Raw genomic sequence first — 26,504 nt, 5'->3', positions numbered from 1 at the left:
TTTTTGTCAATTTCTAAAAGAAAGGTTTTGCATAGCTATTTCCGTTGTAAGATTCCGCCATGCTCATGATCATGGCCAGCTTCACCGCCCTCATGTTCATGACCGTGTTTTTCCTCTTTATCTTTAGCGGTCGAAATGTCGATCTGTGGCTTTTTTTTATCTGCCTTATGTTGTACTTGCTTTTTCATGTTGGTTTTGTTATTCTTCTTCAGCGCCACCAGCAGCCTTAGATTGTAAATAAAATGCCCCTTTCAATGCCACAATCGTTGATGCTGGCAGTATATTAAGAGGTTTGATCTGTATATATCCTAATTCCGTTACCCCTGTAGATACTTCGGCTTTTTTGAATTTTACCGTATTGTTTTTATTTTCTCCGGGGATAACTATAAAAATGAACTGGTTGCCTTCCGACCTGACCACAGCATCTACAGGAACGGCAGATGTTAACCTGCTGCCCGTGCTGATCAGCGCTGTTACATACATACCGGGAATAAGGTTCTTTTGTTCTTTGTTATTGATCACCGCGTGAACGGTAACTCCTTTGCTTTCATTTTCAAATGATTTATTGATACCGTTGATCGTGCCGGTGATCACCTGGTTTTCCTGGTTTGTTAACTGGAAGTTTACCTTTTGACCTACTTTAACATGCATCAGGTCTTTTTCAAAAACGGTGAGATCACAATGTATCTTAGAGTTATCCACCACTTCCATAATAGAAGTGCCGGGCTGAACGAACGCGCCGGTATTGGCAGTGACCTGTCCAACCGTACCGCCGATCGGTGAAAGCACCGGAAATTGCGAAACAATTTTACCGTTCGCAATTCTGGCTGGTGATATACCTAACTGACTTAACTGGCTTTCATAAGCGGTAATACGGGAGCGCTCGGCATTATAAGTAGCTTCTGCCGATTGGAATGATCTGCCTGTTCCGGCACCGGCTTCCTGCAATTGCTTCTGCCTGGTATATTCAGCCTGCACATAAGTAAAATTGTTTTTTGCGGTTAAATAATCCTGCTGTATTTTGATCAGATCCTGGTTTCTTATGGTCGCCAATAACTGCCCGCGTTTTACCTGCTGCCCTTCTATAACGCTGATATGGTCAATTATACCACCTGAAAGTATACTGACATCTGCCTTGTTTTGTGGCGGTACAGCTAATTGCCCGTTGGCTTTGATTACCGAATCCAGGTTCTTTTGCGCAATAGGTCCGGTAACAATACCGACGGTTCGCATTTGTTCCTGTGAAAGTTCCAAACCTTCAACCTTCTCTTTTTTTGCTTCTTCTGTACCTGCCTTTTCTTTGCTACCATTTTCCTTTTTGCCGGAATTTTCCGAACAGGAGGCTAGCGCCACTGCTAAGCATAAGATGACACTGATGATCTTATATTTTTTAATATTCATGATTATTCTCCTTTAATAAATTGTATCTGTATCGCTGATTGATTTAAACGGCTCACCGCTTCGATGTAAGCTAATTTTACCTGAACCGTTGCTGACATATTTTGGATGTATTCGATGTAGCCTATCTCGCCGAGATTGAATGATACCTGCGCGATCCGTAATTGCTCATCGGCCTGTTTCAATCCATCGCTTAAATAATAATCTACCGACTGCCTGAATTTGAGATATTGCTGCATCTCCTGCTCAAATTGCAGGCGTACCTGTGACTGGGTTTGCTGGTAATTGGTTTGAGCTACTTGTGCCGACAACAGTTCAGATTTTACCCTTGCACGGTTAGCTCCATTAAATAGTGGCAAAGCCACCCCTACCTGTATCCCGGCTATGCGCGTACCTGGTGAATAACCACGGTCAATATTAGCGGGGTTAAAACCGGAGATCACCAACTGTTGGTTATAACCCAAAGTAAGATCGGGTAAGCCTTTTGATTTTTCCAAAGCTATCCGTGCATTGGCCACCTCAATATTTTGCAGGTCAACATTTACTTGCGGATTATGAATGACATTGATCGAATCTGTGGGGTTGAACAATAAAATCGGTAGCTTACTTTTAGGAATTGATATGGGTTCAGATGTATTTAAAAGCTGCTTTAGCACCAGTTCATTGCTCCGCAAGTCCGCCTCCGCACCAATTTTCAGGGTAACGATTTCCTGGTATTTATTCTTTGCACTGATTAGTTCCAGATTGGAAGTTTCGCCAGTCTTAAACCTGATCTCTGCCTTTTTAACAAAGCCTTTATAAATGCTGTCCTGATATTCAAGTATGCGTATGATTTCCCTGTTCAGTAAATAGGCATAATATGCGCTCCGTACCTGCCGGGTGATTTCAGCCTTCGTTAGATTTCCTGTACGTTCTGCCAATAAGATTTGCTGATTGAGCAATTTACGCTGATTTTTATAAACACCGGGCCAGGCAATGGTTTGGGTAATTCCGATAGCATTATCCATATTGCCACCGCTGGTCGGGTCTTGAGTAACCATTAATTCAGTTTTAGGAATATCTGTGCCGGATTTTTGTAATGCCCTGGCTTGTTCAATCGTTAATCCCGCCGAGCGTATTTGCAGGTTATTTCTGATAGCTTGACTGATCGCACTGTCCAAAGTAAGCGGCATTTTGTTCTGTGCCTGCGCTGTGGTTTGATGGCACATACCTAAACCGAAAACCACGAGTACAGCAACGAGTACTTTAGATACCTTGACCTGTTCCGCTTCCTTGCGGTTGAATAACAAGTAGAGGCACGGAAGTACAAAAAGAGTTAAGAAGGTCGCGGTAATCAAACCGCCGATCACCACTGTAGCTAAAGGCCGTTGTACTTCAGCACCAGCACTTGAAGATAACGCCATTGGCAGGAAACCTAAAGAAGCAACCGAAGCAGTCATCAGTACCGGGCGTAACCTTGTTTTTGTGCCTTCGAGTACCCGATCATAAATATTGCTTATGCCTTCTTCCTTTAACTGGTTGAAATAACCGATCAATACGATACCATTCAAAACAGCTACGCCGAACAACGCGATAAAACCAACACCCGCAGAAATACTGAAAGGCATTCCGCGCAGCAATAACGCAGCTACGCCACCCATAGAAGCCAGGGGAACCGCTGTAAAGATCAATAAGCTTTCCTTAATAGACCGGAAAGTCACATATAGTAATACCAATATAAATAGTAAGGCCGCAGGTACAGCGATCAGCAACCTTGCTTTAGCAGCTTGCAGATTCTGAAACTGGCCCCCGTAGGTCAGGTAATAACCCGATGGCAGTTTTAAAGCAGTATTGAGTTTACCTTGAATTTCCTTAACGGTTGTTTCCACATCGCGACCCTGTACATTGAAGCCTACGTAAATACGTCTTTTACCATCTTCTCGTGAAACTTGTGCAGGCGCATCCTTAAAAGAAATATCTGCCACTTGGCTTAACGGAACTTTGTTCCCCGAGGGTAACGGCACTAATAAGTTTTCGACGCCTGAAATATTTTCACGCAGGTCACGGTTTAGCCGTACTACCATATCAAAGCGTTTCTCACCCTCGAAAACTACACCGGCCACGCTTCCGGCAAATGCTGTTTTCAGTATCATGTTTACATCGCTAATATTTAAACCGTATTGTGCCATTTTATCGCGATTGTAAGCCACCTGTATCTGCGGTAGACCGCTCACTTTTTCAATGTATGGTTCGCTTACACCCTTTAAAGGTGTTATGAGCTTCGCCAGTTTTTCGGCCTGCACAGCCAGGATATCGAGATCGTCCCCATAAATTTTAATGGCTACATCTTGACGAATACCCGTCATCAATTCGTTAAAACGCATCTGCATGGGTTGGGATATTTCGACATTAATACCGGGAATAGCAGCTAAAGCGCCCTCCATTTTCTCGATCATTTCTTCCTTATTAGATGCCGTTTTCCATTCGCCTTTTGGTTTCATGGCCAGCATCATATCGCCTTTTTCCATCGGCATCGGATCTGTTGGGATTTCGGAACTCCCGATACGGGTAACCGCCTGTTTGATCTCGGGGAATTGCTCCTTCAAAAGCTTCTCCGCTTTACTGAAAGTTTTGACCACTTCGCTTAGGGAAGTTCCCTGCATCATGGAAATTTCTACGGTAAGATCACCTTCATCCAAAGTCGGAATAAACTCCCCGCCCATGCGGCTAAAGGCCCAAATGGCAATGCCAAATACAATGAAGACTACCATTACGGTGATGACCTTTATTTTTAACACCGCAATTAAGGAACGTTGGTAAACGCGTTGCAAAAACTCAGTAATGCGGTCTGATATATTACGTTTGTAAGTTGTCTTCTTGCTGAGAAATAAAGCACTTGCCATTGGCACATAAGTAAGGGAAAGGATAAATGCACCTAATATGGCGAAGGCGACTGTTTCAGCCATTGGTCGGAACATCTTGCCCTCAATACCAACTAAAGACAACAAGGGTAAATAAACGATCAAAATAATGATCTGACCAAATGCGGCAGACTTCATCAATTTGCTGGCGCTGTCCCGTACCTCTACATCCATTTGTTCGGAGGTTAATTTTTCAAGACCTTTTTGTCGGTACCTGCCTGTGGTAATATGGTGTACTACGCTTTCTACGATTATTACAGCACCGTCCACGATCAATCCGAAATCAATAGCACCTAAACTCATGAGGTTACCTGATACACCGAATAATTTCATCATGGAAAATGCGAAGAGCATCGCTAATGGAATAACTGAAGCAACAACTAATCCTGCCCGTAAGTTCCCTAAAAGCAACACCAGTACAAAGATCACTATCAAAGCCCCTTCCAATAGATTGCGTTGAACCGTGCCTATAGCACGGCCAACCAGTTCTGTCCGGTCAATAAACGGCTCGATCACTACGCCTTCAGGCAGGGACTTTTGCACTTGTACCATACGGTCTTTTACGTTTTGGATGACCTCGCTGAAATTCTCACCTTTGAGCATGAGGGCTACGCCCGCTACTACCTCGCCTTCACCGTTACGGGTTACTGCTCCGTAACGGGTTGCGCTGCCAAACTGTACGGTGGCGATATCCCTTACCAGTATAGGAGTGCCTTTGGAACTGGTCACTACGATGCGGCGGATGTCGTCAAGGTTCTGCACCTGGCCTAAGCCCCGGATAAAATAGGCATTACGCTGCTGTTCAATATAAGAGCCGCCCGTGTTTTCGTTGTTTTTTTGTAGGGCTTCATAAACCTGCGGTATGGTGATGCCCAGCGAATTGAGTTTATCATTATCTAAAGCAATTTCATATTGCTTAACATAACCGCCCCAACCGCTTACTTCTGCCAGTCCAACAGTTCCGGATAGTTGCGTTCTTACGATCCAGTCTTGAATGGTACGTAAATCGGTTGGAGTGTACTTGTTTTCGTAACCCTTTTTAGCATGGATCACATATTGATAAATTTCGCCCAGGCCAGTCGTGATCGGTGCCAAGCCCGGCTCACCTAATCCGGCAGGAATACTATTTTCAGCTTCCTTTAATTGAGCGTTAACCTGTTGTCTTGCCCAATAAATGTCTACGTTATCTTTAAAAACGATGGTAATAACGGATATCCCTGAACGGGATATGGAACGTTTTTCAATGATCCCGGCAATATTGGCCATGGATAATTCAATGAGAGCAGTAATGAACTGCTCGACCTCTTGCGCGCCAAGGCTTGGCGCTTGTGTAATGATCTGTACCTGGTTATTGGTAATATCAGGTTGCGCGTCAACCGGAAGATTGTACGCTGAATAGATGCCCACCAGCAATAATACCAGTGTCATTATCCCGATAGTTACCTTGTTCCGAATAGAGAACGCGATAATCTTGTCAAACATAATTTGTAATAAATGAATACGATACGGAAAAGCCGTGCACAGTTGATTGCAGGCGAAAAAATTTAAGGAAACGTATTAAGCTATTTGAGGAGGCTGCCAGATCTTGATTGGCTGTTTTTGAATGGCAGGAATGCCATATTCAGGGTAATCACGAACAATGGATTTTGTAAACACAACGACAGTGGCGGTTGTGGTTAAGTGCCTTGCTGTAGAACAGCAGGAACAAGTACAAAAAGGCGGGCAAGTTTCCTGCCCTCGTTCATCATTAGCGGAATGACTTTTTTTAATAGTGACATGAGTTACACTCGCAATCATATCTTCCCTGTCTTGGCATGGTAATAATGCCAAAAAGGTAAAATAAATACTGAATATAACTGCTAAATATTTCATTCGATACGAAGGTAGTAAATTAATGCAAGCAATCTATCTTTAGGTTAAGGAGTTACAAAAACGTCGTCCTAAAGGTAAGCGAACAATACGTTAATATTTAGCCTTTATTAATTCGGAAACATTCATTATATTTGTATAACGAGTTCATTGACTATCTGTTACAAGTGTTTTAAAGATGAAAATGCGATCAAATGACGTCTAACAAAATGAGACCCATTCGGTTACCATTTGCTAAGTTCCGCTTGATAACTTTAACATAATCAACCCTTTAAGGAGTGGGATAATCATCCTGCCATCATGCTTGGTTATTTTTGCAGCAGGGCGTGGTGGCAGCCCGGTTCGGCACCTTCCGCTATTGAGGGCTGTAGCTCAGCAGGGATGCACCATAATTGCCCCACATTTCGAAATACTGACCTCTTTAACGCCCGCAAAAGAGGAACTGGATGCACGCATTGAGAGGCTTGAAATTGTTTTGAGGCTGTATGCACATGTGCATCAAACAATCGCAGGTATAGGCACTCTATCGGGGGTACATTATTGCTCACGCTTGCAGCAGGAAAAGCGTTAACGCATTTGGGGCACCACATCGGTCCCAATTCAATCTGGAAATTTGAACGGCTTGCCCTTTTGGCACCACCGGTTGATTTTTTCTTGCACCCAGGCGCATTACAGTCAGTCGATACGCAAATCTATCTGCGTAACGGTGTTAAAGATAAAGTTACGCCGCCTTCCAAAGCGCTACTGTTGAAGCAAATATTTGAAAAGCAAGGCCAAATAAATCTGCTTTTGGATGAGGAAGCCGGACATTTTAGTTATATGGATGAACTGCCTCCTCAAATTGAGGATGCGCAACCCAACCGAAAGGTCTTCTTAGCAAATTTAGCCAGAGACATTGCTCAATTTGTTACCGCTTGATTTAAGGCACTTAATACCTAAGATAAGCGTAAGTTGTATCATTGATTTTATGCTTTCAAAAAAACGTTTAAGGCTTTGCAGCCGTTTTAACTGTACAGGACTGATAGGACTGTTGCTCAGGTTTTCAGCTATCTCCGCAAGGCAAAGGGGTTCCTGTGCCGCCTGCAATTGACCGCTGGAGGCAAAGGCGTATAATGCCGTCCACTGGCCGCCATGCCAGTCAGCGGCAATGGCATGAGCAGTTTTTGTGGTTATCGTTCTCATAATTTTTGATGTTTATGTGGTTAGTAGCTGTAATTCGAGCGCACCACTTCGTTATGCTTTTCCTGTAGGGCCTGGTGCGTCATGCCCGGTTGGTTTGCGAACGCCACGAACGCTTTAACCACGCCCTCACGTATCTGCCAGGGGAAACTGTAGACGAGGGCCTCCTGCTGTAAATTAACCAGTAAGGGAACAGGTAAGCGCAGGCTGTGCGCATGCTGTAGTATGGCGATACGGTTACAGGTATCGTTATAGGCTTTATCATCCAGTTGCTCATATTTTAAACGCTGCGCCAGTTTTTCCAGCTGGCATCGCCGCAGGTCGGTGACCGGTTTATGCTTTTTATGCTTGGGGCTTGCCTTCACCATGTGCAGGTCTGCGGCAAGCATGTCCGCTGCATAATCAGGATATTTGGCCTGTATTTCTTCCAGTGCGAACAGCTTGTTTTTTTGAAATACGCGCCGGACGAAGTTGCGACGTGTGCGCTGTTGCTGTAAATCTACTTTGCGCCGGATGCCCTGCTCGGTCAGGACGGTTTGTTTGTCATCGGCCTTCCCGAAATTCTGGTAAAGCTGGCGCAGGGCGATCAGTACGGCCGGACGTTTATGCGTTTGCAGTTCATCATCCAATCGCTTTGCTACCCCTGCTGCGTTAAGGGTATGACCCGTAGCAATCAATTCCCGTAAATAAACCGTTTCCTCATCCGCAGGTACTTCGGGCGGGACGGGCGGGAGTTTCCTCAAACCGCTTTTTAGCGGGAATTTTTCACGAAAGGACTTCAACTGATTTAAGAAGTCAGTTCCTGCGCCTTCGGTTTCCAAATCCAAATCCCCGGCCTCTTTTTCTTCGGCATAGAGAAGCCTTTCCCAATCCTCGTACTGGTGATAACATAGCCGCCAGTCAAAGTGGTGATATTCTATTTCGCCTTTAGTCATGGGCCTGCTCAGAAACGGGAACGCCGTATGCAGCCCCATCGGCCTGCGGTTTCGGTCACGCCACAAGTCGGCATCCATAAACACATATATGCGTGGCGGGTACTTGGTTTGCGGTTTGAAATAATAGTCTACCCGCGCCGCTGTTTTCCGCGGCAAAGCATCCTGCCTTTCAAACTCCGCACGTTCCCTTTCGGACATCACATATCCCTCCTTAATCTTTACCATAACGATATTTGGTTTGTCGTCCTACCTGCGGTTGGATGTCCGGTCTTGGTCACGGAACCTGTCCCGCCTTTCGGCGGCTTTCCTGCTCCTGTGATTCCAGCCCCATAGAAACCAAGCCCATACGGCGAATGCGATTACAATGCCGTAAATCAGATGGTGGCTGTTTAAGGTTGCGAAGTACACACCTGTTGAAATGAAACAGGTGCAGATGAAATAAATGAATGTTTTCATAGCTCTTCCATTTTAAGATGAAGTAGTTTTTGGTAAATATCTTCCCAATAGGCGTATCGGTTCAGGTCGTTCTCGGTAGGCTTGTTTACACGGTAATGCCTGTAATCATCGGCCTGTAACAAAGCGAGGTTAATATTTTCTACCTCAATGACCTTGCCATTTAAATCTATGATTTTCATATCAGGCTGCTTTACGGGTTTTGGTTCCTGAGTGATTTCGTTTCGGCATTTTGATGGTGTTATCAACGGTCGGTGTTACTTTGATCGGTGTCGCCCTGAAATCTTTAAGGTTCAGGAAAAATCCCCTGTTAAACAGCATACCCTCTCTGAATAACTGCCATAACAGGGATGCGCCCAAATTCGCTAATGCGGAATTGATAAATAAATCCTGATGGGTCAGGGCTTCCGCCAATGAACAGCTTGGCGTATTGTCGCTTTTTTCGGCGTTCTCCAGCAATTCCTTAAATTCATGGGTTACTAATGGCAGGTGGCTTACCACCTCAAATTTTTTGGAGGCGGATTGCTGTATCTCGGCAATGGTGGAAAGAACGACCTGTCCTGTGTCCCTGCTGTTGCCGAAGTCCATCCAATAGAGGGGATGGTGATAGGCATGCCTCCTGCTTTCGTAAATATTGGATAACAGGTCTGCAATTTCAAACCTTGCGGGCACCGTGTCCACGCAGGATATGGTTAGTTCGGCCATGCCTAATTCGGGTTCGTCCTTCAACGTTTTCGTGTTGTATCTTTCAGGTATGGCTTTCCAGTTCGTGCCGAAAAACAGGTTGATGCGGTTTACCAAGGCCACGGCCTTGTGCAGGCCGAGTTCTGCGGTTGAAAAAAGCTGCCTGCCTAAGTTAGCTTCCTGTACGGTATCATCGTCAAACACCCGTACCATCAGGCCGGGATGGTTCAGGGCAATCAGCGCATGGTTGATCCTTGCGAGTGCGGTCAGGAACTGGCTTCCTGTCCCGCCCGCCCCAATCAGGTTGACGATTAGCGGGTTATAAGGGGTCAGCAATGATTTTTCTACAATATGTACAGCGGATTTGACCACTTTCAGTTTTTGGGTTTTCATAGGAACAAATTTTTAAGCGTGTAACGGGTGGGTTTTAAAAGCTGGCAGGGAAATACACGGTCAGTGGCGACCTGTTGCTGCCACAGCTGCACGATATTCTCCGTTACGGGGTTAAACTCACCCATGAGGTGGCTGAAGTAACTGTTCCAGAAATAGTTCTCCCACAGTGCCGTAAATTCTTCCAGCCGGGTTTCCTGCCCGATGTTGATGCGGACGGTTCCCATGCAGACCTTACCATCAGTGGCTACATTGAAAAAGGGTGCATAAAAGAGGGCGGTATTACCAACAGGTTTGCGATGTCCTTTCAGGGCATACACGCTGAGTTCTTCCCGGCTTGCTTTCCATACCATTGCAGGAACTTTGCCCCTTCCCGATTTGATGCCTAATGTATTTGCAAAAAACAGGGGTACTTCCTGTGGCGGGGTATACCACACGGCGTAACCTGCTTTTTCAGGATTGACATATAAAACCTTGTTCGGCATCACTCCCCTGCAACGCAGGAAGCCTGTCTTAAATTCCTGTGCAGACTGGAAGATTGCGCTCAGACTCAACATTTCCTTAACAGTCAACGGATGGGCATTGATCGGGTTACCCATTTTACTGATGTCGTAACTTTCGACATATACACTCGTCGTATCTTCTTCGGTATGCTTGGTGTAGATCAGCAGTGTTTTTACAGGCTGATACAGGTTGCTGAAATTATCGGTTAGGTTCTTCATGGTCCAATTCGTTAAGTATGCCTGTTAGTTCGTCCAACAGGAAAAAAAGTCTGTTTTCAAAATCAAAATCATGGCGTGGTACATCCTGCGGGGAGTCAAACCACTGCACGGCAATCGGTTCTTCCTGATAGCCTGCTTCCTGAAACTCGTTGTTCACCATGTCGTAAAGCATACTTTCAAGGGCGTCCCTGCCACTCCAGTAAAAGGAGATATAGTTTTCCCAATAGATTTGGTAATTTTCCTCCCCTTCGTATAATTCGTAGTGCATGCTTTCCTTAATGGCACGGGAGGGATAATCTTTAACCAGTTTCAAAAACTCGTAGGCGACCTCCCGCAGGTCTTTGCCGTGCTTATCTGTCGCTGCAAATGTTTGGAGTTGGTTTTCCCATAAAGCCAAATCAAGGGGCTTTTTGATGTCGGGCAACAACAAGTCGCCTGCCTGTTTCAGTAGTTCAAACTCGGCAAACTGGCGTTTTCTGAAAATTTCTTCTTCCTCATCCTCGTTGCCGTTATCGTCAACCTCGCTGATCCAGTTTTCCAAACTGTCATACGTGTTATCCAGATAGCCCGGTTCACGGAAATACGGGACACCTGCGATTTGATAGAGGTATGCAAATAGTGTCCGCGTTAATTCAAAACAAGCCTGTTTGGATGGCTCATTTTTCATTTGCCAAAAAGGGCGTACCGGAATATAATACAGGCAGTGACCTGTATTATAGGTTTTGACGGTCGCCAGTCGGGCGGGGTAACCTAGATCCTGCAACAGCATAACCGATGCGCCGTCAAAGCGTTGTGCAGACAACTTTTCCAATATGGCCGAAACGTTCTGCGGGAACGGCAAGCCCGAAACATCGGGGGCTTGCCATTGGTGCAATGCGCAAAGGTTCTCGAGTGACTGGAAAAACTGCCGTTCACCCTGCCCGTGATGGGCGAAGGGCAGGCTTAGAAAAGGCTTGAACGAATGGGTCAGAAAACCATTACGGTGCGTTCCTTTGGCGCGCTTCTTAGCGGGTTTTGCTGTACTTGCCTTGCATCGGGCAAGCGGTCTAAGTTTTGAATAAATTCTCCGAATAGCTGGTGCAGTTTCCATTGTTTGCTCTCCTCTATAACTGTTACTTTTCTTTTAATTTTGTTCGTTTCCATGATGGTGCGGATTAACCTTTGGTGCCCATTGTGCTTTCAAAGCGGTATTGTATCTCATCGTTCTTGATCTCCGGCCCGACGATCCGGGCATTGGTCAGGATGGGATAAGTGGCCGTGTAAAAGTTTAGCACCATATCTGGGTTCATGCGGTCGTTAGGGTCTGTCAGACGGACTTCCTGCCCGTTATCCTTATGGATAAAAATTCTTTCGAGTTGCGTTGTCTGTAACATAATGTGTTATTTTTAAGCCTCGTTAAATAATGATAATGCCTGTGCGTATTGTGCTTTTTTGCGTTCAAGGTCAGTGCGTCTTTTCTCCAGTTCTTCTTTTTTCTCGGGATAGTCGGCTACCGATGGCAGAATATTCAGGGCATCCTCATATTTGCAGGCATCGTTCAATTCCACCACTTTTCTGATCGCATCGGTATAGGCTCTTTTCTTATCCTCGGCAGATGCTTTGGGTTCTCCCACTTCAATCTCGTCCGTTTCAGCGCCTGCGGGTTGGGGTTTAAGGGGTTGGGGCTTGCTTCCCTGTCCTAATTTTTTCTTCGCCGTATCTACACTTGCGGTTACGGCTTTAATATTACTGTATAACCCCTGCAAGGCTTCAACCTGCGTTACGGTGGCTTTAAAAAAGCCCTCGTCCATATCCGATGCCTTGCCCCTGTGAATGAGGGGTACGATCATTTTGGTGGCGGGGTCGTTTGATTTAAAAGGAGCGTATAAGGCAGATACGGTAAAGTTGCCGTTTTCATCGTTTTGGATGCCGATTGTCCAAATACCGGGGGCGTTCAGGTTGCCTATGTTCTCAAAAAAGTTCGTTTTCATCTTATTGCTTTTTATGCGGTTAATGCTAATTTTTCTAAATGGGTGGCTATTTTGCCGTCTGCGGTAAACCAATAGTCATTGGCGGTCAATACATCCGCAATGGCTTCGTCGCTTGTGAGATAGTCATACTCAAGGTCAAGGATGTGCAAGTACTGACGGCAAAGGGCTTTGAGGTACTGGTTTTCCACTTCGTCGAGGGAGTTGTCGAGGCCGTCCGTCTGCTCAAATTCACCATTTTCGTCTTTCGGCCATGTGTTGACGATTTGGTCACGCCTTAGCTGGAACTCGGCAGTGGTTAAAAATGTCCCTGTTTTTCCACCGTGGTTAAGGCTGATTTGCCTTGCGGTGTAAAGAGCGTCATGAATATATTCGGCATTGCAGTACCATGCCCTGTCAAGGTCAAACCCCGTAATTTTGAGGCCGACTGTTTTTGCGTCCTCGTAAACGTTGTCCCACCAGTTGTGGCTGACGTTGAAGTCCTGATGGTCTGCCAATGCTTTTTTCTGCGCTTCCTCGCTGAGTTCGCTAAAATGGTATAGGTTTAATTGTATCGTTTTCATGGCGGTATGGCTTATTTGTTGCTGTTCATTTGGTTGTTCAGTATGAAGCTTTTTTGGGAGTAGCTTGAGTTGGTATATCTGAAAACCACACCTGATCCATTCGGAACGGTTCGTTTGTCCCCCGTTGGTAATAGTCAGTCGACACACCGATGTCATTGTGTTTATAGACCACTTTAAGGTTTTGGGAGTACAGGACTACGGTATCATCCTGTTTGGTTGATGCCGACAATAAGCTTTTTATTTTAGTGAGAATTTTCATGGCGTATCCATTTTTAAGATTTAATGTTGATTTGGGTGGGGTCATTGAAAATGGACTGGAAGATGTCGGTAACCTGATTTTGGCTTAGTTTGCTGACATAGGGTTGCCTGCGGTATAATTCCACGAAGTCAATGCTGCGGTCTGAACGGAACGCCGAAGCGACAGCTACACCGCCTACGCCTGTATCTACCCACAGGCTCAGCCAAACGTTGTCTTTGTAAACGGCACCGATGATGAGCGTGTCGTTACCTGTTAACCCGCCGTCCTCCCGGCATTGGTTGATGCGTTCATCCGCAAGCCATAACCGTGCAAGGCGGTTGTACTTAAAGCCGACTTGTGAAGCCATTTCTTTGGCAAATAAGACAGGCGACATTGGCCCCGAAATGTTCCCCTCTTTTTCTTCCAAAAGGGGTTGAATGCTGTACGTGAATTGTTGCTTTTCCATTTTTGTGCTTTTTTTGTTTTGCTTTTTTTTCTTTTACTTTTTTTCAAAGGCGTCTTTGGCAGTCCTTAGCTTTTGGCCTCTGATAGAGGCAAATCACTTGCGCGGGGGGAGAGCGGGTCAAGGCTGCCGCCATACAAAAAATACTACCCCACCCGGGGGTGGAGATTTTTTGACGGCATTCACATGGCCTTGCCCGCTGAAGAGGGGTAAATTTGCCTCAAGCAGAGGTCAAAAGCGGAAAACCCTGAAGGGTTCCTAAACATCAATGGAACCAGTAACAGAAAAAAGAATGGAACCGGGGCAGGGAGCGGCGGCGGGGCATGCCCTGCCGGTGGTTGCTCCGGCCGAAGGCTGCCCCGCCGTCGCCTGCCTAAACCATCATCAGCGAAGTAGCCCGTTAGTGATCGGAAGCGTTATCCTGCCGTCCCCGGCAGATAGAGCGGAGAGCGCGGCCGCAGTCCCCTGCGGAACGGCAGTAGTTTTTTAGACGATGTATAAATGGAGAATCTAACTTGGATTAATACGATGTCATTCGATGAGTGTGTACCTGGCCTGTCGTTAATAGCTATGATAATGACTTCGGTGATTGAGGATTTATTGACGCTACCAATACGAGCTGACTAATACTAACGAAGAGAATGTCCGTGGATTTGGTAGCCTGCTCGACTGAGTTTATCGCCCGCTTTGCTGGTCAGGAGCACTTAAAAAACTATGATATCTTTGAATGGCTGACAGATCAGCTCTATCACTTATTTTCTTAACAAAAAATCTTCCAGCACTAAGATGTCCATACCTGTTTGCATAAAACAGTCAAGGGCTTCCTGGGGGTATTTACAATCGGTTCGTCCATACGGTTAAAGGAGGTATTCACCAGGCATGGGCAACCTGTTAGCTTGTAAAAAGCCTGAAGCAGGTTGTAAAAGCCAGGTTTTTCCTGTGAATTAACAGTTTGCACACGGGAAGTGTAGTCGATATGGGTGACAGCGGGGATAACTGTCGCCGGATTTTTAGTTTATCAAAACCTTTTAAGGTAGGTTTAATTTCGTCCCCTAAGATCCGTAGCTCGGGTTTTACGCTGGTTACCAGCAACATGTACGGACTTGGCGCCGACAACTCAAAATAGTCAGTAGCATATTCCGCTATCACAGCCGACGCAAAGGGCCGGAAAGATTCCCTGAATTTGATCTTTTGGTTTAAAGTACTTTACATATCTGCATTCCGCGGATCGGCGAGGATACTGCGGGCTCCGAGGGCCCTTGGACCAAACTCCATGCGGCCCCTAAAGTAACCTACTACTTTTCCATCAGCCAAACAGGCGGCTACTGTTTCGTTAAGCTTTTCTGTTGACAGCTGTTCATAACTGATCCCGTTTGCTAGCAGACATTGCCTGATTTCATCATTAGCAAACGACGGGCCTAACAGGGCATTCTGCATTTTATCGCCCCGTGCATCTTCCGAATACTCATAATAGGCCGCGTAGGCCGCTCCCAATGCCCCGCCGGCATCCCCTGCGACCGGTTGGATCCAGATCCGCTTAAAACCCTATTGTTCCTATATTTTCCCATTGGCTAGGCAGTTTAGCGCTACGCCGCCGGCCATTCACAAATCATCAAGCTGATATTCCCGGTGCAATGCCGATGTCAGGCTAAGCATGATCTTTTCGGCAGCAGCTTGTATGGAACAGGTGATATCCATGTGGAACTGGCTGATTTCCGCCCCGGCTTTCCTTGGCGGCTGGCCAAACAAGAGGTCAAACCTGGAAGATGTCATGGTAAGGCCGGTACAATAGTTAAAGTATGGCATGCGGAGGCGAAAAGAACCGTCGTCCTTTAAATCTACCAGGTGTTTAAAGATCTGATCTGTATATAGAGGCTCCCCGTAGGGTGCCAGGCCCATTACTTTGTATTCGTCACAATTGACGTTAAAGCTCATGGACTATTATTCATCACGCTCGACTACAACCGTTCAGTACCGGCTGTTTTAAAAAATGCCATTGAGGTGGGTTCGGCACCGCACTGTAAAAATGTGTTTGACGGTAAGTCCGCAGCTATCGTTGGTTTATTGCCCGGCATGATGGGGCCTTTGTGTCAATCAACATCTGCGTCAGTCGTTGGTCCTTGTAAACATGCCTGCTATGCAACAGCCCGAAGCCTACATCGGTGATAGCGAAACGCTTTTTAAAGCAAATGGCGATCTTATCAAAGAAAGCACCCAGATTTATTTACAGAAATTCATGCAGGCTTTTTCGGACTGGTTCGCAAGCTAAACATCCAACACCCGAGCGATGAATGAATCTACTTGAAAAAAGCTAATTTGTGGTTTTTCAGCCGAATAGTTAGACAGGCGACTAATCCGTCGTCTGGCAGAAGTTATTCAAGGCGTTTCCATCTTCTGAAAATGGTAGTTTAGCACAAGCTCGCATTTAATCTTTTATATCTTTGTGATATGGGAAAGGATTTCACGGGTTTGCTGCAAAAGAATCACTTGCACGTTACGGCTCCTCGCCTGAGCGTACTGGAACTGATCGACTCGCGCGAAAGCGCTACATCTCAACCCTATCTGGAAAAAAATATCAACCAGGATATTGACCGGGTCACCCTTTACCGCATTTTAAAAACATTCGAAGAAAAAGGTATTTTACATAAAGTTATTGATCCCAACGGCACAGCTAATTATGCGATGTGCAGTGCGGATTGCAGCGAAGGCCATCATCATGATGAACATGTGCATTTCAACTGCACAACTTGCCAGCAATTGTATTGCTTAAGGGATTTTCAATTGCCGCCATTAAAATTGCCGCCCGGATACACTGCCGAAAGCATTAATACGCTGATTTCAGGGGTGTGTGAACATTGTAAAGGATCATTTTAAATAAAAAGCAACATTGTTGCGAATTTTTATTTGGTTGATTACCTTTGAGAAAAGTAAATCAATGAATAATAATCCGGTTCCTGCGAATGTTCCTCACGGTCTAATTTATCAGGATCATTGCCCCATTTATGACCGCCTGCGTTCCTGCATGGATCACGAAGGTAATTTGCTCAGGCAATTCGTAAAAATTACAGATCCTTCAGATCAGGTTATCGTGGAATTAGCGGCCGGCACAGGCCGGCTAACCGGTTTGCTCGCACCATCGGCCAAAGCCATTCACGCCTTCGATCTGGCTCCGGAGATGGTTGATTATGCCAGGGAAAAGTTTGGCACGTATTCGAACATAACATTTAATGTAGCCAGTAACAGCGCTATTCCGTTACCGGATGGTTTCGCAGATATCGTTGTTGAAGGATGGAGTTTAGGGTATATTGCTTTTGCCGGAGGCAGCGACTGGAAATTAGCTATAGATGAGGTAGTTACGGAGATGGAAAGGCTGTTGAAACCAGGCGGATCGGTCCTGCTTTTCGGGACGCTCGGTACCGGCGTGCACCGCCCCGCTGCTCCAAACAAGGTACTGGAGCAGTTGTACGCCTATCTTGTCACGGAAAAATGTTTTGTACAAAGCGCATGGTTCCCGACAGACTACCATTTTAATGACCTTGAAGAAGCAGTCGCGCTTACCTCGTTCTTTTGGAGCGATAAATTCGGCAACTATGTTCGTGAACATGAATTGGTTATTCTACCGGAATGTACCGCCATCTGGCATAAGACTTTGCCTTTATCATGACAAGCCCTTCCTTCCGAAACCATCACGCTGCTGTATCGGGTAACGTACTGCCTCCCTCGCAAACATTGCTGGAGGGTTTGAAGCATGTTACCGCACCTGCCACCGCCGTTGACCTCGGCTGTGGCGCGGGTACAGATGCACGACACCTGGCATCACAAGGCTGGAAGGTACTGGCGATCGATGCCGACCAGGGTGCGCTTGACGGGATCAAGACCGATAATACATTGAAGACCAGTTGCCAGCGTTTTGAATCACTGGTACTACCATCGGTACAACTGGTGAATGCAAGCTTTGCCCTCCCTTTTTGTAACCCGGTATACTTCGGTGACTGCTGGTTAAATATAACCAGAGCTTTAGAATCAAACGGCGTGTTTTGTGGTCATTTTTTCGGCATCCGGGATAGCTGGGCTACCCGCATAGATATGACCAGCCATACCGCTGAACAACTGAAAGAATTGTTTGCAGGTTTTGAGCTGCTCTGGCAATCAGAAACAGAAAAAGATGGCAAAACGTTGGGCAGCGCGGCAAAGCACTGGCACGTTTATCATATCGTTGCCCGTAAATGCTGAGCAGCCACCGCCTGCATGCGGTTGCGTGTACACCAGTAAACGATATTGATATAGATGATATTTTCGGCCAGTAAGGCGATGTAGATCCCCGGATAGTGCCATAGGTATACCGAAAATAAAACCACCGGCAAAAAGATCAGTAATTCCCGCCGCAGGGTAAATTTGGAAGCCAGGGCTGATTGCCCTGTGGATTGCAGAAAAACGATACTGCCCGATGCGAAAGGCATCATTAACAAGACCAAGATAACCAATCGAAAATAACCCGCACCAGCTGCAGCCAGTTCAGGTCTCGCTAACAATAACGACAGTACCGTTTGCGGAAAAATAAAACAAGTAAGTGCGATGGGCAGTAGCAGAATAATGGCGCAACTGCGAAAGATAGCTACGGCACGTCTGCTCCGGTCAAATTCACCGGCACCATAGTTAATGCCCACCACCGGCCCCAGGGCCTGTAACATGCCGAACATGGGGATAGCCGCGAAGGAGAATAAACGGTAAATACCCGAAAATACGGCCACATCATTAGGCGACCTGGCACTAAAGGCCGCGAGCTTGAAGAGGATCAACTGGCGAAAGAAGCCGTTAGCCTGCATGTAAAAAGTCGGCAGCCCCGTTTTCAGCAGGATATGCAAAAATTGAAGATCTATTATACCCCATTTCAATTGCAGGGGACTGTTTTTTCCTGACAAATGAACCAGGGTAAGGGCACTATAAAAGACCATCGCCAGTATACTGGCCATCGCCGAACCTTTTACGCCTAACCCTGCATACCGGATCAGCAAGGGATTGATCAGCGCGTTAAGCAGCATGGCCAATGCAGTGATACGCATGGCTTTACCGATATGCCCTTCAGAACGGATGAGTGCCGAAGTACACAGGCCGAAAACCGGAAAAAAGGCACCGGCCAGAGTTACATGGTAGAAATCCTGCGCGAAAGGCAGTTGACGTGCAGGAATATCCAGCCAGGCTAACAGCCATGGGGAGGCAGCAAAACCCAGGATCATGAGCAAAACAGTGATCACCAGTACAGCGGCCAGCAGGTGCCGGAATAACATGGCTAAGATAGACTGGTCATTACTGCCGATAGCCCGGCTGTAAACCGATCCTGCACCGGCTGATAAAAGCGCGATTACCGCCGCGTTAACAGTTAACAGGGGCATCGTGTAAGACACACCTGCAAAAGCATCCGCTCCGACTAAATGAGATACAAAAAAGGCATCAACCAAACCATTGACCGAGATCACCAGCATGCCCAGGATCCCGGGCAGGGATAACCTAATCATTAATCTCCATAAGTTACCCTGCAATATTTCTTCGCGTTTATTCATAAAGGGATCATATTGACGGGCTGTTTTTCAATTTGATCCAGCCCGCCAACCAGAACACCAGAACGCCAATAGTTAACACCAGCAGATCACTAAACCAATGCTTTAACTCAAAAGATGCTGGTGGCGTTTGGAATTTAGGCTCGGCGAGATAATCCAGCGGATTCATCAACCTGCCTTCGAATAGCGGACGGTTACTAAACCAAAATACATTCCGGTGAAAAGAACGAGCGGCTGACTTAAATGCCCATTCGTCTGCTAAAGTGGTACCCGCCAGCATGCTTAACATTTCAGACGTATTGTAAGCCGGATCGATCATATTCAATCGCGACATTTTTCGCTGATGTTGCGCCAATACTTCATTGCGCATATCCGCCAGGCTGTCTGCCGCGCGGTCGCCATTAAATAAAAATGCCGAGTATCCCTGGAAATAATAGAACCGGCCAGGTTGCGTGTCTTTGGGCTGATACCGCGGATTGATCACGTAAAATTTTTGCAGGGCCGTATTCATCGCGCTATCTGTTTCCGGCATATTCCGGCTGCGCATCAGCGCTGCTAATTTTGTTTCCTGGGTACGCGGAATCTGTCCCAGTGCCAGATCGGCAGCGGACGGGATAATGATGATGACGCTCACCCAGACAGTCAGTACCGCAATCGCATTGAACGTTCCGTCTTTTTTAAAGCTATTGACCCAAAAATTGATCCCCGTCCAGAACAGGGCGTAGATGACGGTTACAAGGATCCAGCCCAGGCCTTGAAGCAGCTTGATTTGGCCGGTGACTGCAAAACCGGCCAGGCATAATAATAAGGTAGCAGCCATGACCAGCCCCGAACGGAACAGCAAGCGGTATAACAGCAGCAGGCGAAGGTTACCAGAAGCAATGATGAGCAAACGGTCGGTACCTGAACGCAACTCGGTTGACAACACATCAAAGCATAGCGCGCAGAGCAGCAAGGGCATCAGGTAAACGATGACAAAAGCCAGGTCAAAATTACCTGCTTTCAATTTAAATGGATTGTAAATATCTCCTTTAAGTGTCTGCACATAATAGCTTTGGGCGGTCAATGGGTAATACAGCGGGAAGAGATCGCGTTGTCCGATGCACAGGGACGAAAGTGCGCCTGGCCGGTTCATGGCCAGGAAAGGATAATTAAACCTGACCAGTGAAGGTACAGCTGCTTTTTCGTAATTGTAACGGCCTGCCGTGGTCGTTGTATCTGCCATAAAACTTTTTACATAAGCTGCCTGAGCACGTCCGGTCGAATCGACGGCTTCAGCGATCTTTTCCTGTTGGTTATGAATGATCTGCCGCCCATAATAAATGCTGTACGCCCCCAGCAATAAATAACAAATAAAGCCTGCCAATAAAGCCGGACTTCTTTTAAGCTGTAAGTATTCGGTATGAAAAATCGTACGGATCATTTTAAGCGTGATTTAAGTAAACCGGATAACGCTGAACGAACCACCCGATCAGCATTGACCAGATCAGCAAGGAAATCATTCCCGGCAATTGGTGGCTAACCGAGGTCATCAGGCCGGGCGGATGGTAATGAAATGGAGGGACGGCAGCGAAAACCCGCCGGTCAGACCGGTAATCCCAATCTCCCATTTTGGAATGCACCTCCATTTCATGGTTCATCTGCTGAACAAAATGGCGGCGATACTGCTCGGCCTGCCGCTGAAACGCCAGATGACTGTAATAATCTGTCCCGGCTAAAGCCATGGATAATCCGTTTACGGCGATAAAAGGATCGATCAGTCCGCACCATTGCGTAAGCTGGTTCTGCCGGATGAGCGTCTGCTGCAGTTGCGCAAAGTGGCGGTCATACACCCGGCTGCTATATTCCTCCCCGGCTTCCATGATATAGCCATCAAAATTGAAAGGCAGTTTAGCTACCGTATCCACGTTATATTTCCGCAGCAATTCGTTTTTAAGCTTTTGCGCACGGGCACCGGAAGGATCATGCCCGTTGATGCCATTAAGCAGGTCATGATGAATGGCTGCATCGAACGTGTTTTTAGTGGGCAAACGGAAAAGCCCGTCACCGGTGCTGGCGGCCCATTTAGGCAGCACAATGGTAATCATGACCCAGAGCCCTGTCAGCAACAATAAGGTCAACCTGCCATTCCGCAAATAGGCAGAACAAAGCAGGCTTAGCGCCAGTATCACTGCAAAGTATGAACCATACATTCCACCCAATAGCAATATCCGTGACCATTGCGCGATATCGGTGCCTGCAAGAATAGCTAAAATGAGCAATACCAGTATTAGCAGTAAAAACAACAAAAGGCCTAAACCATAAAACTTACCCAGATATAACTGCCTGAAGGAAATACCCTGGCTGTACAGTAACTGAATGGTTTGCTGTTCAAACTCACGGCTAAAGCCGTCAAAACTTATAAAAATGATCATGAGCGGAAAGATCACCTGTAGCATCATAGAAGCGGTGAGCACGCCAAAGCGGCTTACCGCACCGGCGGATTCAGCAGGCTTAAATGCGAACTCATTTTGCCGGTGCGGTTCCAGATAGGCCACGGTACCTGTGAAATCATCCAGCCCGTGATCAAAAAAGCTTAATGGTGTCTGCGGCATGAACGCAAAGTTTCCGAAATGAGCGGCGATATGCGGATGCTTCGGGTCCTGGTTAAGCCAGCGGCTGCGCTGTTCGCTGACAGCCGCCGCTCTTTCCTGGCTGCGCTGCCGGTAGTTACGATAACCGCTGATCAGGATCAGCAGCGTCAGCAATAGGAAAAGACCGCCGGCCAGGTACCAGGCGGGTGACCGCAAGCCGCTGCGGAATTCTTTACCTGCAATGATTTTGATTTTCTTCATGTTATAATCGATCCTGTTCTTCGGTTCGGTGTGTTTTTCCGGGTGTCAATTTACCACCCAGATGATAAACCAGGCTGAAACTCAGCCTACGGCTATCAGGTGTATTTTTATAACTGTAGGGTAAGGTATCGCTCAACGAATAGCCCCAGTACCAGCCGGTATGAAACAGGTCGGCAAAGGCCAGGCGGGCATCCAGTTTTTTGTTCAGGAAGCTCTTTTTGAACCCGCCATCCATGGTAAAATAATATCGGGACATATAGGCGCCGTTCAGATCGGGCGAAGTATAACGGGTCTGCAATTCAAAAGTAATTTTAGCGGGCAGGCGGAAGGTTTGGTTAACAAACAGATCCACCGCATCTTTTGTCACGGTCAACGGGCCGGCCAGTTGTGCTACGGGGTAGGCCGTATGGCTGAAAGTGGTTGTGGTTTGCACCTCCCAGAAAGCAGCCAGTGTGACCGGAATGATCAATTGCAGCTCCAACCGGTCGCGATGCGGAAAATTTCCCGTACTTAAGGTAAGCAACTGGGTTACCGGGTCGACGGTGGCAGTCCTGCCGATGAAATTTTCCGAATGGTTGTAACTCAAACTGGCGATATAACGGTCTTTCCACGTATAAGAAAGCTGGGATAACCAGGAGGTTTCGGCAACCAGTCCGGGATTACCCTGATAAAGTGCATACTTATCGATGTAGTAGCGCACGGGGTTCAGATCAGTATAGTTGGGCCGGTTAATACGGCGGCTGACTGACAGATCAAGCTGCTGCTCCTTGCCTAAACTTTGCGTGATGCCCAGTGAGGGAAACCAGCTTAAATAGTTCGCGGTGTTGCGTCGGCCTGCTGCAATGGCGTTAGCATCCAGGTTAGTTTGTTCGGCGCGCAGGCCGGCCTCCAAATCAGTACCCACCCATTTACAGGAAACTGAACCATACGCGGCCGCTATACGTTCGTGGTATTGAAAATGATCGCTGAGCGATGGTGCATAAGTGCTCACCCCGTTGGCCAGCGAGTCATACCGGAAATTGTTATCCGTTTCTACTGCAGCGTATTTCACCCCGGCTTTATACTTCCAGGTTTTGAAAGGCAGGGTCAGGTCGGCTTTAAAGGAGCGGATATGGATGATACTGGGCTGGTGAAAGTTCAATTGTTGGAAGCCTCCGACCAGGTTGCCCTGTGGATCGTAGGTATTACTGTTCAGGTAACCGTCCGAAAAATTCCGGTAGCCAATATAATCCGCATCGGCGCTCAGTACTTTTCCTAAAGTATCAAGCTTAAGCAGGTAATTAAGGTTAAAAATATTGTTATAAAAGGGTTCCTTCGCATAGTCATGGCTCAGTACCCTTGAAGTTATCTGATTGGCATTATTTATTATCGTTAATGTCCCTGCGGCATCTTTGCTCCAGTCATCAGTGGTACCCGTATAACTAAAGCCCAGTTGCTGCCGGGATGATAAGTTGATATCAACGCCACCCTTGTAGCTGTAAAAACGGCTTTGGTTCGGATTGATCCCATCCCGTAAGAGCGTCGAACCGCCCGATAACTGCGTACTGGTTTCTTCTAAAAAACGCCGCCTGTAATTATAGCCAAAGCTGCCGAAGAAGTTGACTTTACCTGTCCTTACATTTCCGTTCAGGCTTTCCGAATGCAACAAGTAGCGGCTGATGGTCATCCCGCTGCTGATATTGAGTGCATAGCCCGCTTTGTTGGTACGGCGGCTCATGATGTTGATGATCCCGGCATTACCGGCCGCATCGAACTGTGCAGATGGTGTGGTGATGACTTCGATCTTGCTCACCGTTCCTGAATTCATGCCTTCGAGCAGGCGGCTCAACTGCTGACCGGAAAGATAGGTCATACGGCCATCCAGCATCACGTTCACTGCTGCCGATCCCTTCAGCAGGATATTACCATCCTGATCTACATTTACCCCGGGAGTACGGCGCAATAATTCCAGCACGTTGCTACCGGTAGCCGTAGCACTTTGCTCTACGTTGTAGGTGAGTTTACCCTGTTTAACGCTCACCGCATTGGGCGGACTACTAATATTTACTTCTGCCAGTTTCGTTACCAGCGGCTGCAGGTTGATTTTAATAACCGTTGATAAACTGTTTACCTCGTAAGTGTACGGCTGATAACCAACGGCAGTAAATCTGATCTGATAACGAAACGGCTCCTGAATATTAAAACTAAACGCGCCTTGCTGATCACTGGTGACTTGCTGCGCCAAAATGGTGTCGGGTAACCGGTAAAGCCGGATCGTGGCACCGGACAGTGGAGTACCCTGCCCGCTAACCAGCCCTTTTAATAATCGGTTTTGCCCGTTAACCTGTAGCGTACATATTAAAAACAGGACTACCGTTAAGCCAGCCGCTACTTTGAATGTATTCCGGTCCCTTTTGCCGCCGTTGGCAGAAGTGTCAGTGTTTCGAAAATAGGCCATAAAAATAGCAGTGTTGAGTTTCATATCGTTTCCAGGTAAAGTTTTTGCAGGTCGGCGGCAGATATGCCGGCGGTATCCAGCGTATGTATGATCTCGCCCAGGCGCATGATGCCCAACCGGGAGCCAATGGCTACGGCATTGAAAAGGTCATGTGTAGCCATGAGCACGGCACCTCCAAGATCAGCGAAAGCTTTCACCTGGATACTAAAGTCCTCGACAGCGCGGGGGTCAAGCCCGCTGGTCGGTTCGTCCATCACCAGCAGTTTGGCGTTCTTGGCCAGTGCAATAGCGATACCTACTTTTTGGCGCATGCCTTTCGAATAACTACCAATCAGTTGCGTATGCGCCTGTTCCTGCAGGCCACAACGGCTTAACAAATCCCGAAGCTGGTCTTTACTATAATTAAACCCTGCAAGCTTACTGAAGAAGTCCAGGTTTTCCAGTCCGGAAAGCAGCGGATAGAGCTGTACGACTTCCGGGAGATAGGCTACCAAAGCCGACACTTTGCGCGGGTCTGCTAAAAGATCAATACCGTCCAATGTCGCCCGCCCGCCATCCGGCCGGGTAAAGCCCAGCAGGATGTTGATCGCCGTAGACTTCCCGGCACCGTTGGCCCCCAATAAGCCATATATCTCGCCGGAGGCGATTTTCAGGTCAATACCTTTTAAGGCCTGGTGGCTGCCGTAGGATTTACGTAATTGTTGAAGAGTCAGCATTTTTAATTGAGTTTATCCAAACCTGTACAGGTTCCGCTGGTCAGGCTCGTCTTTTTAGCAATTGCGCCCGAACTTATGTTGTAGTTATAGATCGAATTTTCTGATTTTCCCGACACGACAAATGTGATGTTCTGGTTGTCAAAGGCGCGCATGATCGAGGTTCTGGAGCCGAATATATTGGGCAGGCTGCTGCTCAGGTCGCCTAATGACTTTTGATTAGCCAGGTCAATTTTATAATACCTGAAATTCGGCCCGTTGAATTCATAAGCATCGGTAGGGTCCTGGATCTGGGTGGTAAAGGCCAGGCCATTCAGGATGTATAAACCCGAACAATCTTTGCCTGTTGCCGCTTTCAGGTTAAGAAAATAAGAAGTATCGAAGTCCGTACTGCCCTTTTTGATACGCAGGATACCGCTTGGGGCATTACCGGAACCCTGTCCTTCAATGTAAAGATCGCCAGCAGCATCAATGGCGAAACCGCTTACGGATGAACCGGCCAGGAAGATATTGCTGGTGCGGCTGTCGTTGATCAGCTTATCTACTTTAGCGGTCGCCAGGTCGATCACGATCACATGCGCGATGTCATCCAACGGATTAAAACTTTTATCGAAATATTGCACGCCCAGGAATAATTTGCCATCGCGGGCTTTCATCCCCAGGTAATAGGTAGATGCCGCCGCCGGTTTCAGTACACTGCTCAGGTCAATTTCGCCGGTAGTTTGCAAAGCGGAAGGGTTGAATTTGATCACCCTTGCCAAACCTCCTCCCACCGACGCATAAGCTTCGGTACTGCTCACAAATTCTACCGAAGAGAAGGTATTTGCTCCAGGAACAATCAGTTTAGCGGCTACTACCGCTTTACCATTGGCATCGAATGTATACTTGGTTAGGGTAGCTGGCGCCCCAAACGCGCTTAAATATACCGCACCGCCGTAAGCCCACTGCGAGGCAAAACTGCTCAATTCGGTGGCTTTACTGTTATCAAGCGTGGCAACATTGAGATCAGCCAAACCTTGCACATAGGTAGTTTGGCTGGGATATGCACCACCCACATTAGAGATGGCATATTTAACGGCCACGCTTGCTGACGGTGACGGATCATCTTTATGGGACGAGCAGGCCGTCATAAATAAAGCGGAAAAGTACACCAGGCCGCGTACTGTTTTTTTTAAAGATGGAAAGTTGAGTAATTTCATGG

31 protein-coding genes and 1 pseudogene are annotated in these 26,504 nt (G+C 47.0%); 7 read left to right on the top strand and 25 right to left on the bottom strand.

Annotation, left to right across the window (positions count from 1 at the left end; genetic code table 11):
- Positions 1 to 35: 35 nt before the first annotated feature.
- From PQ461_RS01890 to PQ461_RS01875, 4 genes are all read right to left on the bottom strand, one after another.
- Positions 36 to 188, bottom strand: a complete 153-nt coding sequence (locus tag PQ461_RS01890; RefSeq protein WP_274207936.1) for a hypothetical protein — start codon at positions 186 to 188, stop codon at positions 36 to 38.
- A gap of 10 nt (positions 189 to 198) precedes the next feature.
- Positions 199 to 1,401 carry an efflux RND transporter periplasmic adaptor subunit gene (locus PQ461_RS01885; protein WP_274207935.1) on the bottom strand — a complete coding sequence of 401 codons (1,203 nt, stop codon included), beginning with the start codon at positions 1,399 to 1,401 and terminating at the stop codon, positions 199 to 201.
- 2 nt (positions 1,402 to 1,403) lie between these two features.
- The gene (locus PQ461_RS01880) at positions 1,404 to 5,780 is read right to left on the bottom strand and encodes a CusA/CzcA family heavy metal efflux RND transporter (protein ID WP_274207934.1); all 4,377 of its coding nucleotides are present in this window, start codon (positions 5,778 to 5,780) and stop codon (positions 1,404 to 1,406) included.
- Positions 5,781 to 5,855: 75 nt separating this feature from the next.
- Positions 5,856 to 6,170, bottom strand: coding sequence for a DUF6660 family protein (locus PQ461_RS01875; RefSeq protein WP_274207933.1), 315 nt, complete (start codon positions 6,168 to 6,170; stop codon positions 5,856 to 5,858).
- Between the two features lie 301 nt (positions 6,171 to 6,471).
- On the opposite strand from PQ461_RS01875, the gene PQ461_RS01870 reads away from it, so the two are divergent.
- Together PQ461_RS01870 and PQ461_RS01865 are read left to right on the top strand one after the other, a co-directional pair.
- A complete protein-coding gene (locus tag PQ461_RS01870; RefSeq protein ID WP_274207932.1) occupies positions 6,472 to 6,738 on the top strand; it encodes a hypothetical protein in 267 nt (88 codons plus the stop codon).
- On the top strand, positions 6,708 to 7,085 hold the full coding sequence (locus tag PQ461_RS01865; RefSeq protein ID WP_274207931.1) for a hypothetical protein: 378 nt from the start codon (positions 6,708 to 6,710) through the stop codon (positions 7,083 to 7,085). The genes PQ461_RS01870 and PQ461_RS01865 overlap by 31 nt, the downstream gene beginning before the upstream one ends.
- Here the strand turns inward: PQ461_RS01865 and PQ461_RS01860 are convergent.
- The 15 genes and pseudogenes from PQ461_RS01860 to PQ461_RS01790 all read right to left on the bottom strand — a co-directional run bounded on the left by PQ461_RS01860 (position 7,050) and on the right by PQ461_RS01790 (position 15,696).
- The gene (locus tag PQ461_RS01860) at positions 7,050 to 7,349 is read right to left on the bottom strand and encodes a hypothetical protein (protein WP_274207930.1); all 300 of its coding nucleotides are present in this window, start codon (positions 7,347 to 7,349) and stop codon (positions 7,050 to 7,052) included. The two genes, PQ461_RS01865 and PQ461_RS01860, sit on opposite strands and share 36 nt — an antisense overlap.
- Positions 7,350 to 7,369: 20 nt before the next feature.
- The gene (locus PQ461_RS01855; protein ID WP_274207929.1) at positions 7,370 to 8,506 is read right to left on the bottom strand and encodes a hypothetical protein; all 1,137 of its coding nucleotides are present in this window, start codon (positions 8,504 to 8,506) and stop codon (positions 7,370 to 7,372) included.
- Between the two features lie 227 nt (positions 8,507 to 8,733).
- Complete coding sequence (locus tag PQ461_RS01850; RefSeq protein ID WP_274207928.1) at positions 8,734 to 8,916, bottom strand: 3-isopropylmalate dehydratase; 183 nt, start codon at positions 8,914 to 8,916, stop codon at positions 8,734 to 8,736.
- Position 8,917: 1 nt separating this feature from the next.
- On the bottom strand, positions 8,918 to 9,811 hold the full coding sequence (locus PQ461_RS01845; protein ID WP_274207927.1) for a PRTRC system ThiF family protein: 894 nt from the start codon (positions 9,809 to 9,811) through the stop codon (positions 8,918 to 8,920).
- On the bottom strand, positions 9,808 to 10,530 hold the full coding sequence (locus tag PQ461_RS01840; protein WP_274207926.1) for a PRTRC system protein B: 723 nt from the start codon (positions 10,528 to 10,530) through the stop codon (positions 9,808 to 9,810). Before PQ461_RS01840 ends, PQ461_RS01845 begins: the two co-directional genes overlap by 4 nt.
- Complete coding sequence (locus tag PQ461_RS01835; RefSeq protein ID WP_274207925.1) at positions 10,511 to 11,404, bottom strand: hypothetical protein; 894 nt, start codon at positions 11,402 to 11,404, stop codon at positions 10,511 to 10,513. The genes PQ461_RS01840 and PQ461_RS01835 overlap by 20 nt, the downstream gene beginning before the upstream one ends.
- 92 nt (positions 11,405 to 11,496) lie before the next feature.
- A complete protein-coding gene (locus tag PQ461_RS01830; protein ID WP_274207924.1) occupies positions 11,497 to 11,673 on the bottom strand; it encodes a hypothetical protein in 177 nt (58 codons plus the stop codon).
- Between the two features lie 11 nt (positions 11,674 to 11,684).
- A complete protein-coding gene (locus PQ461_RS01825; protein WP_274207923.1) occupies positions 11,685 to 11,903 on the bottom strand; it encodes a PRTRC system protein C in 219 nt (72 codons plus the stop codon).
- 12 nt (positions 11,904 to 11,915) lie between these two features.
- Entirely contained in the window at positions 11,916 to 12,500 is a 585-nt protein-coding gene (locus PQ461_RS01820; RefSeq protein ID WP_274207922.1) for a hypothetical protein, read from the bottom strand.
- An 11-nt stretch (positions 12,501 to 12,511) separates the two neighbouring features.
- Complete coding sequence (locus PQ461_RS01815; protein WP_274207921.1) at positions 12,512 to 13,060, bottom strand: hypothetical protein; 549 nt, start codon at positions 13,058 to 13,060, stop codon at positions 12,512 to 12,514.
- A gap of 37 nt (positions 13,061 to 13,097) precedes the next feature.
- Entirely contained in the window at positions 13,098 to 13,319 is a 222-nt protein-coding gene (locus PQ461_RS01810) for a hypothetical protein (RefSeq protein ID WP_274207920.1), read from the bottom strand.
- Positions 13,320 to 13,332: 13 nt separating this feature from the next.
- Complete coding sequence (locus PQ461_RS01805; RefSeq protein ID WP_274207919.1) at positions 13,333 to 13,764, bottom strand: hypothetical protein; 432 nt, start codon at positions 13,762 to 13,764, stop codon at positions 13,333 to 13,335.
- A 778-nt stretch (positions 13,765 to 14,542) separates the two neighbouring features.
- Positions 14,543 to 14,719 carry a carbamoyltransferase C-terminal domain-containing protein gene (locus PQ461_RS01800; RefSeq protein ID WP_274207918.1) on the bottom strand — a complete coding sequence of 59 codons (177 nt, stop codon included), beginning with the start codon at positions 14,717 to 14,719 and terminating at the stop codon, positions 14,543 to 14,545.
- Positions 14,653 to 15,198, bottom strand: a pseudogene (locus tag PQ461_RS01795) (carbamoyltransferase C-terminal domain-containing protein). The gene PQ461_RS01800 and the pseudogene PQ461_RS01795 overlap by 67 nt, the downstream one beginning before the upstream one ends.
- Positions 15,199 to 15,363: 165 nt before the next feature.
- Positions 15,364 to 15,696: a carbamoyltransferase N-terminal domain-containing protein gene (locus PQ461_RS01790; protein WP_274207917.1), complete on the bottom strand. Its 333-nt coding sequence runs from the start codon at positions 15,694 to 15,696 to the stop codon at positions 15,364 to 15,366.
- On the opposite strand from PQ461_RS01790, the gene PQ461_RS21185 reads away from it, so the two are divergent.
- The 5 genes from PQ461_RS21185 to PQ461_RS01770 all read left to right on the top strand — a co-directional run bounded on the left by PQ461_RS21185 (position 15,679) and on the right by PQ461_RS01770 (position 17,994).
- Positions 15,679 to 15,927: an NAD(P)H-dependent oxidoreductase gene (locus tag PQ461_RS21185; RefSeq protein ID WP_443192788.1), complete on the top strand. Its 249-nt coding sequence runs from the start codon at positions 15,679 to 15,681 to the stop codon at positions 15,925 to 15,927. The two genes, PQ461_RS01790 and PQ461_RS21185, sit on opposite strands and share 18 nt — an antisense overlap.
- Positions 15,890 to 16,030, top strand: a complete 141-nt coding sequence (locus PQ461_RS01785) for a hypothetical protein (protein WP_274207916.1) — start codon at positions 15,890 to 15,892, stop codon at positions 16,028 to 16,030. Before PQ461_RS21185 ends, PQ461_RS01785 begins: the two co-directional genes overlap by 38 nt.
- 179 nt (positions 16,031 to 16,209) lie before the next feature.
- Complete coding sequence (locus PQ461_RS01780) at positions 16,210 to 16,635, top strand: Fur family transcriptional regulator (RefSeq protein WP_274207915.1); 426 nt, start codon at positions 16,210 to 16,212, stop codon at positions 16,633 to 16,635.
- 214 nt (positions 16,636 to 16,849) lie between these two features.
- Positions 16,850 to 17,425 carry a class I SAM-dependent methyltransferase gene (locus PQ461_RS01775; RefSeq protein ID WP_274207914.1) on the top strand — a complete coding sequence of 192 codons (576 nt, stop codon included), beginning with the start codon at positions 16,850 to 16,852 and terminating at the stop codon, positions 17,423 to 17,425.
- The gene (locus PQ461_RS01770; RefSeq protein WP_274207913.1) at positions 17,422 to 17,994 is read left to right on the top strand and encodes a class I SAM-dependent methyltransferase; all 573 of its coding nucleotides are present in this window, start codon (positions 17,422 to 17,424) and stop codon (positions 17,992 to 17,994) included. The genes PQ461_RS01775 and PQ461_RS01770 overlap by 4 nt, the downstream gene beginning before the upstream one ends.
- Here the strand turns inward: PQ461_RS01770 and PQ461_RS01765 are convergent.
- Genes PQ461_RS01765 through PQ461_RS01740 form a run of 6 tightly spaced genes read right to left on the bottom strand, consistent with a single transcriptional unit; the run spans position 17,970 to position 26,502 of the window.
- Positions 17,970 to 19,322: an MATE family efflux transporter gene (locus tag PQ461_RS01765; protein ID WP_274207912.1), complete on the bottom strand. Its 1,353-nt coding sequence runs from the start codon at positions 19,320 to 19,322 to the stop codon at positions 17,970 to 17,972. The genes PQ461_RS01770 and PQ461_RS01765 overlap by 25 nt on opposite strands.
- Positions 19,323 to 19,329: 7 nt before the next feature.
- The gene (locus PQ461_RS01760; protein ID WP_274207911.1) at positions 19,330 to 20,742 is read right to left on the bottom strand and encodes a DUF3526 domain-containing protein; all 1,413 of its coding nucleotides are present in this window, start codon (positions 20,740 to 20,742) and stop codon (positions 19,330 to 19,332) included.
- Between the two features lies 1 nt (position 20,743).
- Entirely contained in the window at positions 20,744 to 22,153 is a 1,410-nt protein-coding gene (locus tag PQ461_RS01755; protein WP_274207910.1) for an ABC transporter permease, read from the bottom strand.
- A gap of 1 nt (position 22,154) precedes the next feature.
- Positions 22,155 to 24,614 carry a TonB-dependent receptor gene (locus tag PQ461_RS01750; protein WP_274207909.1) on the bottom strand — a complete coding sequence of 820 codons (2,460 nt, stop codon included), beginning with the start codon at positions 24,612 to 24,614 and terminating at the stop codon, positions 22,155 to 22,157.
- Entirely contained in the window at positions 24,611 to 25,306 is a 696-nt protein-coding gene (locus PQ461_RS01745) for an ABC transporter ATP-binding protein (RefSeq protein WP_274207908.1), read from the bottom strand. Before PQ461_RS01745 ends, PQ461_RS01750 begins: the two co-directional genes overlap by 4 nt.
- Positions 25,307 to 25,308: 2 nt before the next feature.
- A complete protein-coding gene (locus PQ461_RS01740; RefSeq protein ID WP_274207907.1) occupies positions 25,309 to 26,502 on the bottom strand; it encodes a DUF4374 domain-containing protein in 1,194 nt (397 codons plus the stop codon).
- Positions 26,503 to 26,504 lie beyond the last annotated feature (2 nt).

Origin of the sequence: Mucilaginibacter sp. KACC 22063, assembly GCF_028736115.1 — a bacterium.
Classification (GTDB): domain Bacteria; phylum Bacteroidota; class Bacteroidia; order Sphingobacteriales; family Sphingobacteriaceae; genus Mucilaginibacter.
Note: the sequence above shows the minus strand (reverse complement) of the source record. Positions and strands in the feature narration are given on the sequence as shown.

Excerpts from the sequence above, each read along its gene's own strand:
- PQ461_RS01810 (WP_274207920.1), bottom strand. The coding sequence starts at position 13,319 with ATGAAAATTCTCACTAAAATAAAAAGCTTATTGTCGGCATCAACCAAA.
- PQ461_RS01820 (WP_274207922.1), bottom strand. The coding sequence starts at position 12,500 with ATGAAAACGAACTTTTTTGAGAACATAGGCAACCTGAACGCCCCCGGT.
- PQ461_RS01765 (WP_274207912.1), bottom strand. The coding sequence starts at position 19,322 with ATGAATAAACGCGAAGAAATATTGCAGGGTAACTTATGGAGATTAATG.
- PQ461_RS01750 (WP_274207909.1), bottom strand. The coding sequence starts at position 24,614 with ATGAAACTCAACACTGCTATTTTTATGGCCTATTTTCGAAACACTGAC.
- PQ461_RS01745 (WP_274207908.1), bottom strand. The coding sequence starts at position 25,306 with ATGCTGACTCTTCAACAATTACGTAAATCCTACGGCAGCCACCAGGCC.
- PQ461_RS01830 (WP_274207924.1), bottom strand. The coding sequence starts at position 11,673 with ATGGAAACGAACAAAATTAAAAGAAAAGTAACAGTTATAGAGGAGAGC.
- PQ461_RS01780 (WP_274207915.1), top strand. The coding sequence starts at position 16,210 with ATGGGAAAGGATTTCACGGGTTTGCTGCAAAAGAATCACTTGCACGTT.
- PQ461_RS01760 (WP_274207911.1), bottom strand. The coding sequence starts at position 20,742 with ATGATCCGTACGATTTTTCATACCGAATACTTACAGCTTAAAAGAAGT.
- PQ461_RS01740 (WP_274207907.1), bottom strand. The coding sequence starts at position 26,502 with ATGAAATTACTCAACTTTCCATCTTTAAAAAAAACAGTACGCGGCCTG.
- PQ461_RS01825 (WP_274207923.1), bottom strand. The coding sequence starts at position 11,903 with ATGTTACAGACAACGCAACTCGAAAGAATTTTTATCCATAAGGATAAC.
- PQ461_RS01785 (WP_274207916.1), top strand. The coding sequence starts at position 15,890 with ATGCCTGCTATGCAACAGCCCGAAGCCTACATCGGTGATAGCGAAACG.
- PQ461_RS01885 (WP_274207935.1), bottom strand. The coding sequence starts at position 1,401 with ATGAATATTAAAAAATATAAGATCATCAGTGTCATCTTATGCTTAGCA.
- PQ461_RS01805 (WP_274207919.1), bottom strand. The coding sequence starts at position 13,764 with ATGGAAAAGCAACAATTCACGTACAGCATTCAACCCCTTTTGGAAGAA.
- PQ461_RS01850 (WP_274207928.1), bottom strand. The coding sequence starts at position 8,916 with ATGAAAATCATAGATTTAAATGGCAAGGTCATTGAGGTAGAAAATATT.
- PQ461_RS01755 (WP_274207910.1), bottom strand. The coding sequence starts at position 22,153 with ATGAAGAAAATCAAAATCATTGCAGGTAAAGAATTCCGCAGCGGCTTG.
- PQ461_RS01880 (WP_274207934.1), bottom strand. The coding sequence starts at position 5,780 with ATGTTTGACAAGATTATCGCGTTCTCTATTCGGAACAAGGTAACTATC.
- PQ461_RS01855 (WP_274207929.1), bottom strand. The coding sequence starts at position 8,506 with ATGGTAAAGATTAAGGAGGGATATGTGATGTCCGAAAGGGAACGTGCG.
- PQ461_RS01890 (WP_274207936.1), bottom strand. The coding sequence starts at position 188 with ATGAAAAAGCAAGTACAACATAAGGCAGATAAAAAAAAGCCACAGATC.
- PQ461_RS01845 (WP_274207927.1), bottom strand. The coding sequence starts at position 9,811 with ATGAAAACCCAAAAACTGAAAGTGGTCAAATCCGCTGTACATATTGTA.
- PQ461_RS01790 (WP_274207917.1), bottom strand. The coding sequence starts at position 15,696 with ATGAGCTTTAACGTCAATTGTGACGAATACAAAGTAATGGGCCTGGCA.
- PQ461_RS01770 (WP_274207913.1), top strand. The coding sequence starts at position 17,422 with ATGACAAGCCCTTCCTTCCGAAACCATCACGCTGCTGTATCGGGTAAC.
- PQ461_RS01875 (WP_274207933.1), bottom strand. The coding sequence starts at position 6,170 with ATGAAATATTTAGCAGTTATATTCAGTATTTATTTTACCTTTTTGGCA.
- PQ461_RS01840 (WP_274207926.1), bottom strand. The coding sequence starts at position 10,530 with ATGAAGAACCTAACCGATAATTTCAGCAACCTGTATCAGCCTGTAAAA.
- PQ461_RS01860 (WP_274207930.1), bottom strand. The coding sequence starts at position 7,349 with ATGAGAACGATAACCACAAAAACTGCTCATGCCATTGCCGCTGACTGG.
- PQ461_RS01815 (WP_274207921.1), bottom strand. The coding sequence starts at position 13,060 with ATGAAAACGATACAATTAAACCTATACCATTTTAGCGAACTCAGCGAG.